Here is a 14,825-nt window from a genome sequence, read left to right as displayed (position 1 = left end):
CTTCTTCTGTCGATCGACACTGCAGATAGCCGCCGGTACCGCGTGTGACAAGGCAGGACGGGACAGCTCCTACTGCAACCCTACAGCGCAGGCATGCCGGTAGTGACTAGCTCTGAAGGATGATTTTGCCCGGCCGGAACAGCTGTCCCGGCCGGGCAAAATCCATGCATCGGATCGGGCGGTTCAGGCCTGCTTGACCAGCGCCGCATCCAGATTGATCTTCACCTTGTCGCTGACCAAGACGCCGCCGGCCTCGAGCGCGGCGTTCCAGGTCAGGCCGAACTCCTTGCGGCTGATTTCGGTTTCACCGGTGAATCCGGCCCTGGTCGCCCCGAACGGGTCGACAGCCACGCCGGTGAATTCCACTTCGACTTCCACGGGCTTTGTCACGCCGCGGATCGTCAGGTCGCCGGTAACCGTGTAGTCCTCGCCGTCGCCTTCGACACCGGTGGCGACGAAGGTCATCTCAGGGAACTGCTCGACGTCGAAGAAATCGGGACCCTTGACATGGGCATCGCGGTTGGCGTCGCCGGATTCGAAACTGGCTGTATTGACCGTAGCGTGCAGAGTGGACTCCGCGAGTGACTGGCCAACACGTGCCTCGGCCGAGGCATCAGTGAATCGGCCGCGGACCTTGCTGATTCCGGCGTGGCGGACGGTGAAGCCGATTTCACTATGCGCCAGGTCAAGAGTCCAGACGCCTTGAGCCAGACCTTGTGGCAATGTCATAACGATCTCCTTACGTGGGGAAAAACGGTTCCATCAGGGCTGAGCAGCAGATCTTCACTCACCGCCCATTCTTGCCACGCCCCCGGCTTTGGGCAATCCCCTTGACTTTGAGAGAATTAAGACCATGCCCCTATCCACTGTGCATTTACTCCGCCACGGCGAGGTCCATAACCCGGACCGCGTCCTCTACGGCCGGCTGCCTAATTTCCGTCTCTCCGAGCTTGGACGTGAGATGGCCCAGCGGGCGGCGGACTACTTTGCCCAACGGGCCGAAGACGGCGCCAAGATCAGCTACCTGGTGGCCTCGCCCCTTACCCGCGCGCAGGAGACGGCGCAGCCAACCGCCGTCGCCCTGGGGCTCGAAATCGTGACCGATGAGCGGATCATCGAGGCAGAGAACCGTTTCGAGGGACTCTCGGACGTTAAGCGGCATCTGCGGGATCCGCGGCACTGGAGGTATTTGCGCAACCCGATGCTGCCGTCCTGGGGCGAGCCCTATGCCGGGCAGGTCGCCCGGGTCATGGAAGCGGTCGAGGATGCCCGGCGCGCCGCCGTCGAACGCGGCGGAGAAGGTGCCGAAGCAGTGTTGGTGAGCCATCAGTTGCCCATCTGGGTGACGCGATTGGCAGCGGAACAACGCAGGCTGTGGCATGACCCCCGCCGTCGGCAATGTACTTTGACCTCGGTCACCAGCCTGAAGTTCGACGGCGAACGCCTCGTCGGGGTTGAATATTGCGAGCCCAGCGCCGATCTTTTGCCCGGTGCGGCGAATATCCCGGGAGCGTAATAGAATTACTACGCGTTGTAGAAGTGGGATACTTCCCAGCCCACGAAGAAAAGTGTGATTGTGACTGCCCAAACCCCCCAGCCGTTCAACCGCCGTTCCCTGCTCAAGCTTGGTGCGGGACTGGTCTTTGCCCTGCCCCTGGCCGCCTGCACCGTGGAGGATTCGCTGGCCCAGCAGGCCAATGCCGGCGACAACAAAAACTACATCGCCGGGGACGGCTCGGTGACCGAATATGATGCCGCCACCCGCGGTGAACCGGTCCAGCTCTCCGGGAAGCTCTTCGACGGCACCGCCGTGGAGGCCGCCGATTTCGCCGGCCAGGTCACGGTGCTGAACTTCTGGTACGCCGCCTGCGCACCGTGCCGGCTGGAAGCCCCGGACCTGCAGGCGCTGAGCGAGGAGTTCACCGACGAGGCGCAGTTCTACGGCGTGAACATCCGCGACGAACGGGCAACGGCGGAAGCCTTTGAGCGCAATTTCGGCGTGACCTACCCCAGCTTTAATGACAAAGACGGCGGCATCCTGCTGGCAATGACCAACTACGTCCCGCCGCAGGCCGTCCCCACCACGCTCGTGCTCGACAAGAAAGGTCGGGTTGCGGCCCGCATCCTGGGCGTCGCGGACAAGGGCACGCTGAAAGCGCTGATCAGAGACACAGCGGCCGCCTGACCGTGGAACTGACTGCGGCCTACGTCCCCCTGAGCATCGGCAGCGCCTTCGGCGATACTGTCCTGAACGGCTCCGTCCTGCTCGCCATCCCGGTGGCCATGCTGGCAGGGCTGGTGTCTTTCCTTTCCCCCTGCGTCCTGCCCCTGGTGCCGGGCTACCTCGGCTACGTCACCGGCCTGACCGGCGTGGACCTGGAACGCCAGCGGCGCGGCCGGATGCTTGCCGGCATCGGCCTGTTTGTGCTGGGCTTCTCCATTGTCTTCGTGGCCATCGGGGCGGTATTCGGGCAACTGGGAGCGTGGCTGAAGGGATCCGAAGCCGCGTGGGTCACGCAGGCGCTCGGCGTCGTCGTTATTGCGATGGGCGTGATCTTCATGGGCGGTCTGGCCTGGTTCCAGCGCGACCGCAAGATCCACTCCCGCCCGCCGGCCGGGCTCTGGGGCGCTCCGGTCCTAGGGATGACCTTCGGCCTGGGCTGGGCGCCGTGCATCGGCCCTACATTCTCCGCCGTCCAGGCGCTGGCGTATTCCGGCGGCGCCGATGCGACCAAGGGCGCCTTCCTGGCCTTTGTGTACTGCCTGGGGCTCGGCATACCGTTCCTGCTGATCGCGCTTGGCGTGCGGCGGGGCATGGGCGCCATGGCCTTCTTCCGCAAGCACCGCCTGTTCCTGCAGCGGGCAGGCGGGGCGCTGCTGGTGGTTCTCGGTGTGCTGATGGCCACCGGGATGTGGGGGATCTGGGTAACGCAATTGCAGGACTGGTTCGCAAATGAAGTGAGGCTCCCCATCTGATGAGCGAAACACCTAAGACTCCCGAGACGCCCGCGTCCGACGCGCCCCAGACGCCGGGCGTGGAGCAGGCAGGCCCGGCCGGCAAGGCGGATGCCGCCCGCGGTTGGGGCCCGGCGAAGAAGGACAAAATGCCTTCGGCGAAGAACGACGTCGCCCTGCCCGCCTTGGGTTTCGTCGGCACCTTGCGCTGGATCTGGACGCAGCTGACGAGCATGCGCACTGCGCTGTTTTTGCTGCTGCTGCTGGCCGTCGCCGCCGTGCCGGGCTCGCTGTTCCCGCAGCGGCCGGCGAACCCCGCCGTCGTCACCCAATACCTCACGGACAACCCGGAAACCGGCCCCTGGCTGGACCGTTTCCAGCTGTTCGACGTCTACTCGTCGGTCTGGTTCTCGGCAATCTACCTGCTGTTGTTCATCTCGCTGATCGGCTGTGTGGTCCCGCGCGCCATCCAGCACTGGAAGGCCATGCGTTCCCAGCCGCCGCGGACCCCGCGCCGGCTCTCCCGGCTGCCGGAATACGGTTCGATGGCACTGCCGTCCAGCTTGGAGGTCACGCGGGAATCCGCCGTCGACGACGCCGCCCGCCTGCTCAAACGCCGCGGCTACCGGGTGGAAGTGCGCGGCAAGGACGGCGCGATGCCTTCCGTCGGTGCCGAGCGCGGCTTCCTGAAGGAAATCGGCAACCTGGTCTTCCACGTCTCGCTGATCGGCGTCCTGGTCTCCGTGGCCGTCGGCGGGTTGTTCGGCTACCGCGGCCAGAAGATCATCGTCGAGGGTGAATCCTTCGTCAACACTTTGGTGGGCTACGACAACTTCTCCCCGGGCAGCAATTTCCACGAGGACCAGCTGGAGCCGTATTCGCTGCAGCTGGACAGCTTCGATGTGGTCTTCGACCGTGAATCGGACACGCACTACGGCCAGCCGCTGGACTTCACCGCCGTCCTGACCACCAAGGAATCGCCCGAAGCGGAACCTGAGCAGCAGACCCTGAAGGTCAACGAGCCGCTGTCCATCGGCGGAACGAGCGTGTATCTGGTCGGCAACGGCTATGCCCCGGTCGTGACGATCCGCGATGGCGACGGCAACATCGCGCTGCAGGGGCCCGTGGTGTCGGTGCCGAACGACGGCGCCTATACCTCCACCATGGTCATCAAGGTCCCGGACGCCCAGCCGGAACAGCTGGGCTTTGTGGGTTTCTTCCTGCCCACCGCGGTGGAAGGTTCCGACGGCGTGGCCGTAGGCAGCGACCCGGATCCGTTCAACCCCCGGCTGTACCTGAACGGTTACTACGGCGACCTGGGCCTGGACGAAGGCGACCCGAAGAACGTCTACGTGTTGGACACCTCCACCCTGACATCCATGAGCGACGGCGAGGACGAGGCCGGCGAATTCTCCCTCGGCGCCTACGAAAGCTACGAGTTGCCGAACGGACTGGGCAGCGTCAAGTTCGACGGACTGAAGCGCTACGTTGCCCTGGATATCGACCACGACCCGGGCCAGGCCGGCGCGCTGGTGTTCTCGACGCTCGCCATCATCGGCCTGAGCGCCTCCCTGTTCATCGGCCGCCGCCGCGTCTGGGTCCGTGCCGGTACCCACGAGGACGGCCGGACCATGGTTGAGTGGGGGCTGCTGGCCCGCGGCGAAGACCCCAGGCTGGAAGGCGAATCCGCGGCCCTGCGCAAACTCTTCGAGAAGGAATGGCTGGCCAACCAGGACCAGCAGGCAGACAATAACAAAAGCGCCGTCGGCGTAAAAAACTCCTAAGGATCCACTCCAATGCCCTCCATTGACGAGACGCTCGGCCAGTACAGCGAGCTGTTCATCCTGCTGGCTGCCATGGCATACACCGTGGCGTTCATAGCCTTCTGCTGGGACCTGGCAACCTCCAGCAAGACCATCCGGTCGGTCGAATCCCGCCTGGCCCGCGAGCAGTCCGAGCAGAAGGTCCTGGCCGGAGCGGGCGCCGGGACATCAGCAACCGGTTCCGCTGGAAAAGCAGGGGCCGGCGCGTCCGTCGAAACGGCAGACGAAGCCATGGTCTACACCAAGGAACGTCGCGTCGCCGCTCGAATTGGCGTCGCCATAACCATCGTGGCTGCCCTCGTCCACGCGGCCGGCGTGATCTCCCGGGCCATCGCGGCGCATCGGGTGCCGTGGGGCAACATGTACGAGTTCTGCACCACCGGCGGCCTGGTTGTCGCCGTCGTATTCCTGGTGGTCCTCACCCGCAAGGACGTACGCTTTCTGGGCTCGTTTGTTATTGGCCTGGTTGTCATCATGCTGTGCGCGGCTGCGATCGGCTTCCCGACGCCGGTGGCCCACCTGGTGCCGGCCCTGCAGAGCTACTGGCTGATCATCCACGTCTCGATCGCCGTGATCGCCTCCGCTTTGTTCACCCTGACTTTCGCTATGTCCGTGCTGCAACTGCTGCAGGCAAACCGAGAAGCCCGCGCCCGCGCCGGGCAGCCGGAGCGCATGGGCTTCCTGCGCCTCGTGCCGTCGGCCTTGTCGCTGGAGAACTTCGCGTACCGGGTGAATGCCATCGCCTTCGTGCTGTGGACCTTTACCTTGATGGCAGGCGCCATCTGGGCAGAGAAGGCGTGGGGCCGCTACTGGGGCTGGGACACCAAGGAAGTCTGGACCTTCGTGATCTGGGTGGTCTACGCCGGCTACCTGCACGCCCGCGCCACCCGCGGCTGGACCGGAACCCGGGCCGCCTGGCTTTCCATCGTCGGCTACCTCTGCGTGGTCTTTAACTTCACCATTGTGAACGTCTTCTTCTCCGGGCTGCACAGCTACTCCGGAATTCAATAAACGGATCGCACCGCTAATTTCCGAACGGGACCTGCGCACTGGACAACCGGTGCGCAGGTCCCGTTTTTGTCCGCCGGTTCACCACAAGGAGCCGCCTTACAGCGCTGGATCGGGACGGGCGAACTAGGCTGAGGGGAATCGTTTCGACGGGGGGCTGCGTGGAGCAAGTAAGGGACTTCCTCATCGGTACTGGCCTGCTGACCTGGTTGTGGCTAACATCTACGTTCCTGAATCTGCTGTCGATCCTGCTCTTCGGCCATCGTCAATGGGCGGCATGGCTGATTCCGCTGGCCCTAGGCCTGGTGTCGGTCCTGCTGGCGTGGGCGCTGGGGATTGGCCATCTTGGCGGCTTCGTCCTGCTGGCCGTTATCCTCTACGGACTATGCCGCTGGCTGGGCCGCCGTGATGCGGGCACCGGCAGAATCGCCGTACGGCACGCCACGAAACGTGATTGGTCCATTGGCGCGGTCCTGGTCCTGCTCTTCGCGGCCGCTGTAGCACCGGGAGCCCAGGAGATGCTGGCCATTGCCGGCCCGCCGCCGTTCATCCAGGTTCTCGTTTTGACCGCCTTGCAGGATGGTTGTGTTCGTTGGGTTTGCCCACGGGATCATCGAGTCCTGGTGGATCGGAGGTGCCTTGGCGGCAGCTGATCTCGTCGACGCGCTGGTCGCCCTCGACGGCCCACCGCTGCACCTTGGCGGGAATCTCATCTTCGCTGTCGCGTTGGCGGGCCTCTACGTGTATGGCCACGAGAAGTGGAGACAGGCGCTCAGGGACCAATTGTCCGTTCGGCGTCAGCCTCACGGGCCGCCCAAGCCTGCTTGATCCCTGCACGGACAGGACGCGGGCCGCAACTACCGACTGCATGACGGGCAGATACCCTTGCTTCGAGACAGTCGCAGGCGGTGCTGCCAGCAACAACGCATCCGGAGGACCTAGGATCTGTACTTGGGCGCAAAAAGGGGAGGGTGCTGGACTCATGGATATTGGTCATAGATGAGCGGAACAGCCTCCAACGACCGCCGGATCGTGCGGGAAATCCGCGCCAGAGGCGATGCGGCCATCGAGCCGGATGCATGGCCGGCAAACATCCCGGCAGTCGCCAGTGTGCTGGAGTCGGGATTGGAACTGCCGGAAGGCGTGACCTTCCTGGTGGGGGAGAACGGCAGCGGGAAGTCGACGCTCGTCGAAGCAATCGCCGCCGCTTACGGGTTGGGGCCCGAGGGAGGCAGCGTTAATTCCTCGCACGCCACGTACGACTCCGAATCACCGCTGAGCGATTGGCTCTCACTGGTCAAAACCCCGGGAATCCCAAAATGGGGATTCTTCCTGCGCGCGGAAACCATGCACGGCTACTACTCCTTCCAGCGCGGGTTGGAAGGCGGACACGACTTCCACCGGATGAGCCACGGAGAGTCATTCCTCGCGGTTGCCGAGACTTATCTCGCAATGCCCGGCTTCTACTGTCTGGACGAGCCGGAAGCGGCACTGTCCTTCAGCTCGACGCTCGCCATGATCGGAGTCCTCTCCGACCTCGCAGCGAACGGGTCGCAGGTACTGTGTGCCACGCATTCGCCGGTGCTCGCGTCACTGCCCGGAGCCACTATCTATGAGACCGGCGAGCACGGCATTGGGCGCAAGGACTGGGATGAGCTGGATCTGGTCATCAACTGGAAGTCCTATCTGGACGCGCCGGAACGCTACCTACGGCACATTCTGACCTGAGGTTTCTGCGGGGGCGGCGCCGCCGTGACTCCGGCTGCCAGGACGCTGGACGCGGAGCCGGCGGCGCAGCACGCCGTCCAGCAGGCCCGCTGCCAGCACACCCGTTCCGTAGGAAACCAGGTCCAGCATGCCGAACGTGGTGCCGAAAACCAGGCGCGCCGGCGGGAAGATTTCGCCGAGTGCGGCGGGCAGGGGCGAAAGCTGGAGGAGTTCGACGGCGGTGCACACCGCCAATGCGGCGGCCGCGGTCAGCACGCTTGGGATCCGCGGAGCCACGGCGGCCACCAGAAGGTAGACCAGCGCCGCGTAGAGTGCGTCGCCGGTGTGGTTGGTCCAGGTGCCGCTGCCCACGAACCGGACCAGCAGCCCGGCAGCGATGGTCAGCGCTGCGCTGGTGAGGAGGGCCCGCCGTCGTAATCCGTCAGCGCGGGGTGTTCGGATTTTCCGGATCCTCTTCGCTGACCTGGTTCGTGCCGCTGCGGCCCTTGTCCTTGGCCTGCCTCTTGAGTTCCTCTTCGCGCTTCTTCAGCGCTTCCTCGCGCTGGCGTTGCCGGCGCTGCACGTCCAGGTTGCGCAAGAACGCGACGTCCTCATCGGGCGCCATGGGCCGGCGCGGGGCCGCCTGCTGGGCCTGTTTTGAAGCGCGCGGCCGCCCGAAGGCAAACCAGAGCAGGGCGCCGATCAGCGGGACCAGGATGATGGTGAGGATCCAGCCCGGTTTTGAGATGCTGCGGACTTCCTGCGGCCGCGAGCGGATGCACTCGATCAGCGCATAAATGATGATTGCGACTGCGAGTACAACGAGCATTATGTAGACACGGGCCATGCATTAAGTGTAGTTGAGCCGGGGCGTCGCCACTGCGCGCGTAGCAGGCTTTCCGCTCTGAGCGCGACCGGAGGCCCGGCTGGCGCCGACAGCGTAAACTTGTGTGGTGGCTTTCTGGAAATTTACCGCTCTGCGGCTAGGTATTGTTGCCGTAATCTTCGTCATCTGCATGTGGTTGGGCGTTGGCCTGATCTTCTCCGCCCTCGTGGCTGCCGTGGCTGGGTGGTGCATCACGTACCTGTTCTTCCGCGAAATGCGCGACGCCGCTTCGGAGTCCCTGCGGCACCGGTTCTCGGGCAAGGCCGCGCCCCTGCGGACCTCAACCGAGATCTCGGATGCGATGGCCGAAGACGAGGCCGTGGACCGCTATGGCGAGCTCCGGGTGGACGCGGACCGCAAGCCCAAAGACACCAAGCCCGAAGACAAGCCGACGGCGGACTGACCGCTACATCAGCCGGGTCAGCGCCAGACCCAGCGAGAAGGCGACGGCGAAGCACAGGTTGATGATGCCGGTCTGCTTCAGCACCGGGATCAGGTCCTTGCGCTTCTTGCCCTTGAGCATGACCCAGCTGGGCATCAGGCACACTGGGGCCAGCAGCAGCACCAGCAGGATCCACGGATGCTCGTTGACCAGGACCAGCGGCAGCAGGATGGCAACGGCCAGCATCATCACGTAGCTGATCCGTGCCGCCTCGTCGCCCAGCCGGACGGCAAGGGTGATCTTCCCGACCTCGCGGTCCGTGGGAATGTCCCGCACGTTGTTGGCCATCAGCAGCGCCGTGGCGATCAGCCCGGTGCCTACTGCACCTACGAATGAAGCCCAGTTGACCTGCAGCGCCTGGGTGTAGGTGGTGCCCATGGTCGCCACGATGCCGAAAAACAAGAACACGAAGACCTCGCCCAGGCCCCGGTAACCATAGGGGTTGCTGCCGCCGGTATAGCCCCACGCGGCAATGACACAGCCAGCGCCCACCAGCAGCAGCGGCCAGGTCTGGGACAAAATAATCAGGGCCAGCCCGGCGATCAACGCCAGCCCAAAACAGCCGAACGCCGCGAACTTGACGGACTTCGGCGAGGCCACGCCGGAAGCGGTCAGGCGGATGGGTCCCACGCGGACGTCGTCGGTGCCGCGGATGCCATCCGAGTAGTCGTTGGCATAGTTGACGCCGATCTGGAAGAGCAGGGCGATCAGCAGCGCCAGCAAAGCCCGCGTTGGGTTGAAGGCCTCGAGGTCGAAGGCCGCGGCGCTGCCCACGATGACCGGGGCAGCCGCCATCGGCAGCGTGCGGGGGCGTGCGCCTTCAAACCATTGGGCAACTGTAGCCACGTGAAGATCCTGCTTTCGTGAACGGTAATGATGGCGGCGGACCGGATCCGGTGCCGGCCGCAATGAACTATTCTCGCTTATCGCTGGTGGGCGGCGGGTATCAGCCGGCTTCGCGCAGCGCCTGCGCCACGGCCAACCGGTCCGGCTTGCCGTTGGCCAGCAGCGGCAGGGCATCCAGCCGCACGAGGATGCGCGGCACCGCGGCCGGCCCCAGCGTCTCGCGGACCGTGCGGCGGATCAGCTCATCGTCCGCCTGACCGACGACGGCGGCGCCCACCCGGGTGCCCCATTCCGGGTCCTCGACCCCGGCCGCCAGGGCGGCCTCCACCCCGGGGACGGTCTCGACGGCCGCGGCGACGGCGGCGGCGGAAACCTTGACGCCACCGGTGATGAGCACATCGTCCGCCCGCCCGCTGACGGTCAGAACGCCGTCGTGCATTTCACCCAGATCCTCGGTGAGGAACCAGCGGGTGGCCGAGCCATCCTTGTCCGGAGTGGTACTGAAGTGCGCGTCCGTGAGCTCGGGGTTGTCCAGGTAGCCCGAGGCCAGGACGTCGCCGCCGATGGAAATCCGGCCTGCATCCAGCCCCAGCTGCACGCCGTCCAGCGGTACGCCGTCGTAAATGCAGCCGCCGCAGGTCTCGCTCATGCCGTAGGTACGGACAATCCGCAGTGAATGCTTCCGGGCCGCCGCGCGCAGGTCGTCGGACATCCGGGCGCCGCCAAGCAGGATGGTGTCGAAGCGGCGCAGCACCTGGACCGTTTCCGGGGACGGGTCCGTGAGCAGCCGGTGCAGCTGGGTGGGGACCAGCGAGACCAGCCGGAACCTATCCGTGAGCTCGCCCGCCGCGGCGGTGAATGCCTCCGGGGTGAAGCCCGCCGACAGGTCCATCACCCAGGGGCGGGTGCCCGCGTAGAGCGAACGCACCAGCACCTGCAGGCCGGCCACATAGTTGGGGCTCAGCGTCAGCAGCCACTGGCCCTCGCCCTGCAGCCGCATGGCCGTGGCCATCGAGGACGCGGCCAGCGCCTCAATGCCCAGCATGGTGGCCTTCGGCGTGCCGGTCGAGCCCGAGGTCCGCACTACCGCTGCGGTCTCCGGCGCCAGACCGGCCGAGGTAACCGGCTCGGGGGTGCCATCAGGTGCGATTTCGACGGCGGGGCCCGCGCCTGCCAGCGCCGCGGACAGTGCCTTCAGCGCCGGATCGATGTTCATCCGGGCAGCCCTAGAAGTAGTGCGGAAAGCGGGACCAGTCGGGATCGCGCTTTTCCAGGAAGGCTTCCTTGCCCTCCACGGCCTCGTCCGTCATGTAGGCCAAGCGGGTGGCCTCGCCGGCGAAGACCTGCTGGCCGGCCAGCCCGTCGTCCGCGAGGTTGAACGCGAACTTGAGCATGCGGATGGCCTGCGGCGACTGCCGGGCGATATCCGCGGCGTACTCCAGTGCGGTCGCTTCGAGACGCTCGTGGTCCACGGCCTCGTTGACGGCGCCCATCCGGACCATGTCTTCGGCGGAGTACTCGCGGGCCAGGAAGAAGATTTCGCGGGCGGCCTTCTGGCCGATCTGGCGGGCCAGCAGCGCCGAGCCGTAGCCGGCGTCGAAACTGCCGACGGTGGCATCGGTCTGCTTGAACTTGCCGTACTGGCGGGAGGCGATGGTCAGGTCAGCGACCACGTGGAGGCTGTGGCCGCCGCCGGCCGCCCAACCATTAACGACGGCGATGACCACCTTGGGCATGGTGCGCATCAAGCGCTGGACTTCGAGGATGTGCAGCCGTCCGGCGCGGGCCGGGTCGATGGTTTCCTGCGTCTCGCCGTCGGCGTAGCGGTAGCCGTCGCGGCCGCGGATCCGCTGGTCGCCGCCGGAGCAGAACGAGTGCCCGCCGTCCTTGGGGGAGGGGCCGTTGCCGGTCAGCAGGACGGTCGCCACATCCGGCGTCATCCGGGCGTGGTCCAGTGCACGGTAGAGCTCGTCCACCGTGCCGGGCCGGAAAGCATTGCGGACCTCGGGCCGGTTGAAGGCGATACGCACCGTGGGCAGATCGCGCAGCACGGCGCCGGACGTGTCCCGTTCCACCTGGCGGTGGTACGTCATGTCCTGGAAGTCGAAACCGGATACCTCGCGCCACTGGGCGGGGTCGAAGACATCTGACACCTTTGCGGGCAGGGCGGCGGCCTGTGCTTGGTTGCTGGCTTCCGGAACGGCAGTGGCGGGCGCGGGGGCAGAATTCTCAAAGCTCACATAGCGAGTTTAGCCCCGGGCCCAAAACCGACCTGTCACGTGAGGCAGAATTCGTTGCCTTCCGGATCGGCCATGGTCTCCCAGCTGTACGGTCCCTGCTGGGCGTCATACAGGAACTTGGCACCGCGTGCTTCAAGCCGCGCCCGGACCACGTCCCTGTCGTCGCCGGCAAGGCGCACGTCCCAGTGCAGCCTGTTCTTCACCGTCTTCGGTTCCGGGACCGGCTGGAAGAGGATCCGCCGGCCATCGGGCAAGTCCTTTTCCCCCGGCGGAGAAATGGCGGCGCCGGCCCGCCAAACCAGCATGCCGTTATGGATGACGGTGTCTTCCTCGCGGGCGTGGCCCTTGGCGATCATTTCGCTGATGAATTCCGGGTCCGTTTGCTCCACCGACCAGCCCAGGGTTTCGGCCCACCAGTCGGCCTGGCTGTGGGCGTCGGCGCAATCGACGACTATCTGCAAGTTGTAGGTCATGTTTCGACGGTAGGCGCCCGGCCATTCGTGCGCCAGAGTCTTCCGGACAGCTATTGTCCGCGAAAGCGACGACGGTTGGTCCAGCACATGCGGCGTCCACGGCCCGCAACTGCACGGAGGGGCGTTGAAACGTTGACAGCTCCATCCCGGCGCTCCCACACTGGAAGGCATGAAGCTGTAACCCGCTTTCGTCCATTTGCCTGCCCGCTGCACACCGGCCCCGTGGCCGCGCGCGCCCCGCAGGCATAACTATTCGACGCAATGGGGTTACCGTGACCGGTCATATTCATCTCTCACACCTTTCGCACGGCTACGGCGGCCGGCTCCTGCTGGACAACGTCAGCCTTGTCATCCCGTTCGGCGAACACCTGGCCATCATCGGCGAGAACGGCGCCGGCAAGTCCACCTTGCTCAGGCTGCTGGCCGGTCTTGAACAGCCGGACGCTGGAACCGTTGCCGTCCACGGCACCCACGGTTACCTGGGGCAGACGCTGGACCTGCCGCCGTCGTCCTCTGTTGGACAGGCCATCGACGCGTCCTTGTCCGGACTGCGCACCATGGAATCGGAACTCCGCGGACTCGAGGCCGCTATGGCCGGCGGCAAGGCGCAGGAAAGCGGCCGGTACGACGAGCTGCTCGCGGCCTACCGGCTGCGCGATGGCTACGCCGCGGATGCCCGCGTGGACGGCGCGCTGAACGGGCTGGGCCTCGGGCATATCACCAGGGACCGGAAGATCGGCTCGCTCTCTGGCGGCGAACAGGGACGCCTGGCGCTCGCCTGCCTGCTGGCGGATCCCGCCCCGGTGCTGCTGCTGGACGAGCCGACCAACCACCTGGACAACAGCGCGGTCGAGTGGCTGGAACATGCCCTCGCCGCGCACCCGGGCACCGTCGTCGCCGTTTCGCATGACCGAACCTTCCTGCAACGCGTCGCCACCACCGTGGTGGAAGTGGACGCGGACCGCCGTACCTTGACGCGCTACGGCAACGGCTACACCGGATATCTGCGGGAGAAAGCGGCCGAGCGCCAGCGCTGGGCTCAGGCCTACGGCACCTGGCTGGACGCGATCGCGGCGGAAAAGGCGAAAATTGCCCGGCACCAGGAGCAGTTCGACGACGTTCCGGACCGGCCGGACAAAGACAAGATGGCCTTCGATTTCAAGACCAGCACCGTGGAGTCGGCACGGACCAGCCGGCTGCGCAACGCCCAGGAACGGCTGCGCCGGCTGCAGGCCCGGCCCGTGCAGCGGCCGCCCGAACCACTGAAGCTGGCCGCGGACTTCGGCGGCACCGGCCTGACCGGAACCATGCTGGAGGCGTCCGGCGTCGTGGTTGAAGGCAGGTTGCAGATGGACGGCCTTCAACTGGCGGCCGGGCAGAAACTGCTGGTCTCCGGCCCCAACGGTGCGGGTAAAACCACGCTGCTGGATGTGCTGGCCGGCCGGCTGGTACCCGACAGCGGAACTGTGCGCCGTCGCGGGCGGCTGGGCTACCTGCCCCAGGAGCTTGCCCCGCCGGCCCACCCGGAGCACCGGCTGCTGCAGGCTTTCGGCACCGGACTGCCCGGCGATACCGAGGAACACGCGGAGAAGCTGCTGGCCCTCGGGCTGTTCCGCACCGCGGACTTCTTTGTGCCGGTCGGGGCGCTGTCCGTGGGGCAGTATCGCCGGCTGGCGCTGGCCCGGCTGCTGGTTGGCCATTACGACGTGCTGCTGTTCGACGAGCCCACCAACCATCTCGCTCCGGCGTTGGTGGGTGAGCTGGAGGAAGCGCTCGCCGCCTACGCGGGAACCCTTGTCATGGTCAGCCACGACCGCCAACTGGGTGCCTGGTTCGCCGGGCGCTTCGGCGGCACCGGGCCCGGCGCGGAACTGCGGCTGGTCGACGGCCGGGTCGCGCCTTTCCCAGTGGCTGTCTGACCCATGGGCTACTGTGTTGGGCAGACCATCGCGGATACACATGTTAGAAACCAGAGGGATCAATGGCGCATCAACTGGAGTTGACCCAGCACGTGAATGCACCGGTGGAGGCCGTGTGGGAGGTGTTGACGGATATCGACGGTGCCGCGGGAACGCTGTCCGGTGTAACCAAGGTGGAGGTCCTCACACCCGGCCCCTACACCGAAGGCTTCCGTTGGCGGGAAACCCGGAAAATGATGGGGAAGGAAGCCACCGAAGAGATGTGGGTTGCAGACGCCCAGGCTCCCCATGCCACCACGGTTAAGGCGCAGTCCGGCGGCGCCGACTACACCACGCGCTTCACCTTGCGTCCGGTGGCGGGCGGTACGGAACTGACAATGTTCTTCGGTGCCGAGCAGGCCCGCCCGGGCGCGCTGACCAAGCTGATGATGGCTGTGTTCGGCAAGTTCGGCATGAACGCCGCCCGTAAAGCGATGGCACAGGACTTGAAGGACATCGCGGCCAAGGCCGAAAACCGTGCCTGAGG

The 14,825-nt window shown here is 65.8% G+C and carries 17 protein-coding genes; 10 read left to right on the top strand and 7 right to left on the bottom strand.

Annotated features, from left to right (window positions below; all coding sequences use genetic code 11):
* Positions 1 to 183: 183 nt before the first annotated feature.
* A complete protein-coding gene (locus HGO92_RS08045; RefSeq protein WP_169993517.1) occupies positions 184 to 729 on the bottom strand; it encodes a YceI family protein in 546 nt (181 codons plus the stop codon).
* Between the two features lie 124 nt (positions 730 to 853).
* On the opposite strand from HGO92_RS08045, the gene HGO92_RS08040 reads away from it, so the two are divergent.
* The 7 genes from HGO92_RS08040 (at position 854) to HGO92_RS08010 (ending at position 7,514) form a co-directional block, all read left to right on the top strand.
* Positions 854 to 1,516: a histidine phosphatase family protein gene (locus HGO92_RS08040; protein WP_169993516.1), complete on the top strand. Its 663-nt coding sequence runs from the start codon at positions 854 to 856 to the stop codon at positions 1,514 to 1,516.
* Positions 1,517 to 1,570: 54 nt separating this feature from the next.
* Entirely contained in the window at positions 1,571 to 2,185 is a 615-nt protein-coding gene (locus HGO92_RS08035; RefSeq protein WP_169993514.1) for a redoxin domain-containing protein, read from the top strand.
* An 8-nt stretch (positions 2,186 to 2,193) separates the two neighbouring features.
* Positions 2,194 to 2,976 carry a cytochrome c biogenesis CcdA family protein gene (locus HGO92_RS08030; protein ID WP_440915767.1) on the top strand — a complete coding sequence of 261 codons (783 nt, stop codon included), beginning with the start codon at positions 2,194 to 2,196 and terminating at the stop codon, positions 2,974 to 2,976.
* 128 nt (positions 2,977 to 3,104) lie between these two features.
* Entirely contained in the window at positions 3,105 to 4,739 is a 1,635-nt protein-coding gene (gene resB, locus HGO92_RS08025; protein ID WP_169993731.1) for a cytochrome c biogenesis protein ResB, read from the top strand.
* Between the two features lie 12 nt (positions 4,740 to 4,751).
* A complete protein-coding gene (gene ccsB / locus HGO92_RS08020) occupies positions 4,752 to 5,789 on the top strand; it encodes a c-type cytochrome biogenesis protein CcsB (protein ID WP_169993512.1) in 1,038 nt (345 codons plus the stop codon).
* A 158-nt stretch (positions 5,790 to 5,947) separates the two neighbouring features.
* On the top strand, positions 5,948 to 6,439 hold the full coding sequence (locus HGO92_RS08015) for a hypothetical protein (protein WP_169993510.1): 492 nt from the start codon (positions 5,948 to 5,950) through the stop codon (positions 6,437 to 6,439).
* 346 nt (positions 6,440 to 6,785) lie between these two features.
* Positions 6,786 to 7,514: an AAA family ATPase gene (locus HGO92_RS08010; RefSeq protein WP_169993509.1), complete on the top strand. Its 729-nt coding sequence runs from the start codon at positions 6,786 to 6,788 to the stop codon at positions 7,512 to 7,514.
* Here the strand turns inward: HGO92_RS08010 and HGO92_RS08005 are convergent.
* Positions 7,494 to 7,865: a ribosomal maturation YjgA family protein gene (locus tag HGO92_RS08005; protein ID WP_346768891.1), complete on the bottom strand. Its 372-nt coding sequence runs from the start codon at positions 7,863 to 7,865 to the stop codon at positions 7,494 to 7,496. The genes HGO92_RS08010 and HGO92_RS08005 overlap by 21 nt on opposite strands.
* 70 nt (positions 7,866 to 7,935) lie before the next feature.
* A complete protein-coding gene (locus HGO92_RS08000) occupies positions 7,936 to 8,340 on the bottom strand; it encodes a PLD nuclease N-terminal domain-containing protein (RefSeq protein ID WP_169993507.1) in 405 nt (134 codons plus the stop codon).
* A 106-nt stretch (positions 8,341 to 8,446) separates the two neighbouring features.
* Here HGO92_RS08000 and HGO92_RS07995 point away from each other — a divergent pair, with 106 nt between their 5' ends.
* A complete protein-coding gene (locus HGO92_RS07995; protein WP_169993505.1) occupies positions 8,447 to 8,782 on the top strand; it encodes a DUF4229 domain-containing protein in 336 nt (111 codons plus the stop codon).
* Between the two features lie 3 nt (positions 8,783 to 8,785).
* Here the strand turns inward: HGO92_RS07995 and HGO92_RS07990 are convergent, their stop codons facing one another.
* The 4 genes from HGO92_RS07990 to HGO92_RS07975 all read right to left on the bottom strand — a co-directional run bounded on the left by HGO92_RS07990 (position 8,786) and on the right by HGO92_RS07975 (position 12,380).
* Positions 8,786 to 9,667 (bottom strand): 1,4-dihydroxy-2-naphthoate polyprenyltransferase, encoded by an 882-nt coding sequence (locus tag HGO92_RS07990; RefSeq protein ID WP_169993504.1) that lies wholly within the window; start codon positions 9,665 to 9,667, stop codon positions 8,786 to 8,788.
* A gap of 100 nt (positions 9,668 to 9,767) precedes the next feature.
* Positions 9,768 to 10,883 carry an AMP-binding protein gene (locus tag HGO92_RS07985; protein WP_169993502.1) on the bottom strand — a complete coding sequence of 372 codons (1,116 nt, stop codon included), beginning with the start codon at positions 10,881 to 10,883 and terminating at the stop codon, positions 9,768 to 9,770.
* Between the two features lie 10 nt (positions 10,884 to 10,893).
* Positions 10,894 to 11,832 (bottom strand): 1,4-dihydroxy-2-naphthoyl-CoA synthase, encoded by a 939-nt coding sequence (locus tag HGO92_RS07980; protein ID WP_169993727.1) that lies wholly within the window; start codon positions 11,830 to 11,832, stop codon positions 10,894 to 10,896.
* A gap of 110 nt (positions 11,833 to 11,942) precedes the next feature.
* Positions 11,943 to 12,380, bottom strand: coding sequence for a VOC family protein (locus HGO92_RS07975; protein ID WP_169993500.1), 438 nt, complete (start codon positions 12,378 to 12,380; stop codon positions 11,943 to 11,945).
* 272 nt (positions 12,381 to 12,652) lie between these two features.
* Here HGO92_RS07975 and HGO92_RS07970 point away from each other — a divergent pair, with 272 nt between their 5' ends.
* Both HGO92_RS07970 and HGO92_RS07965 read left to right on the top strand, forming a co-directional pair.
* Entirely contained in the window at positions 12,653 to 14,299 is a 1,647-nt protein-coding gene (locus HGO92_RS07970) for an ATP-binding cassette domain-containing protein (protein ID WP_169993498.1), read from the top strand.
* A 62-nt stretch (positions 14,300 to 14,361) separates the two neighbouring features.
* Positions 14,362 to 14,823 carry an SRPBCC family protein gene (locus HGO92_RS07965; RefSeq protein ID WP_169993497.1) on the top strand — a complete coding sequence of 154 codons (462 nt, stop codon included), beginning with the start codon at positions 14,362 to 14,364 and terminating at the stop codon, positions 14,821 to 14,823.
* Positions 14,824 to 14,825: the final 2 nt, after the last annotated feature.

It is taken from the genome of Crystallibacter degradans (assembly GCF_012952295.1).
GTDB classification, from domain to species: Bacteria; Actinomycetota; Actinomycetes; order Actinomycetales; family Micrococcaceae; genus Crystallibacter; species Crystallibacter degradans.
Note: the sequence above shows the minus strand (reverse complement) of the source record. Positions and strands in the feature narration are given on the sequence as shown.